The organism is Endozoicomonas sp. ONNA1, from assembly GCF_024606325.1.
Taxonomy (GTDB): Bacteria; Pseudomonadota; Gammaproteobacteria; order Pseudomonadales; family Endozoicomonadaceae; genus Endozoicomonas_A.
Map to the genome: position 1 here is coordinate 1 of NZ_JAHHPN010000055.1, position 1,088 is coordinate 1,088.

The window sequence follows — 1,088 nt, forward strand, 5'->3', positions numbered from 1 at the left end:
CTATATGCAAAGGCTCTACCTGGAAATCCTGCAACCCTTAACAAAGGATGATCAGTTGCTTTTTATGGATGCCAGCCATGCCCGGGCTATATTCGACCTGTTTCCTTCGTTGAGCGCCCTGCATAAACTCAGCAAAGAGCATTCCTCCCAATGGTTAAAAGGGCTGCTTGAAGCCTGCCTTGGGCTAAAAACCCATGACATTACCAAAGAAGGCATCCAGACACTCTTTGAAGCGCTACTCAAAACCCATAGCCTTCTGCCCCGGGATAACGATATCCCCGATCGCTTTCTGTCGGGGATGCGTGCTACCGACAACAATACCGTTGAGATACCTGTCTCTGGGCTTATCCCGTCAGGAGAAGGGCTGGCCCTGAGTTTTATTTCTATGCTGATGCGGAACCTTAAAGAAGTGTCCTTCACTGTCAGAGGACAGCGGCTTGAAGTTGAAGGGCTGCCTTTCGGTATTATGACCTACCGTTTTCCAATACCGCAGCTAAAAATACAGGATGAAAAAATTGAAATTAGCAACTGGTCAGAGCGACAGCTCAGGATTTTTTTGAAAATCATCAATGTACCTGAACACTATTATCTGACCGCAGAAGATTGGCAAAGGCGTTTAAAAGAGGATGACCCGGCATACCTCCAGAGGCACGAAGCCAGACTGGCCGCTAACAGAAGGCTGAAGGCAAGAGGCGATGTTGAAGAAGCTCTCCCCTCCAATCCCTTGCCTATTCATGTTTTGGCTACCCTGCTCAACAGAAGAATGGCCATCAAACCTGTCGTCTGGAAATCTCTTGACCACCATAAAGAGAGACTGCATAAATCCTTGCTTGGCAAACTGAGGGAAAGAATCGAAGCATCAGGTACAGAATGCCCCGATGAGATTAAAGCATCACTGTCCCAATACCTGGATAACGTTCAATCCGGGGCGGCTGAAGCCTGTGTGCCGTTAAGTGAACCAGAACCACAAAGCGTTAACCCGACAGATGACAAAAGAGAAAAACAGGCTTTTGGTCTTTTATGGTTAAAACTCAACCAGACAGAAGTTTTTGACATCGAAATACTGACATTACTGGACGGGTACAGGG

1 protein-coding gene is annotated in these 1,088 nt (G+C 47.2%); it reads left to right on the forward strand.

Annotated elements, in window-relative coordinates; genetic code table 11:
• Window positions 1-1,088, forward strand: a 1,088-nt coding sequence (locus KDK19_RS01240) for a hypothetical protein (RefSeq protein ID WP_257252485.1), incomplete at both ends; no start/stop codon positions are given.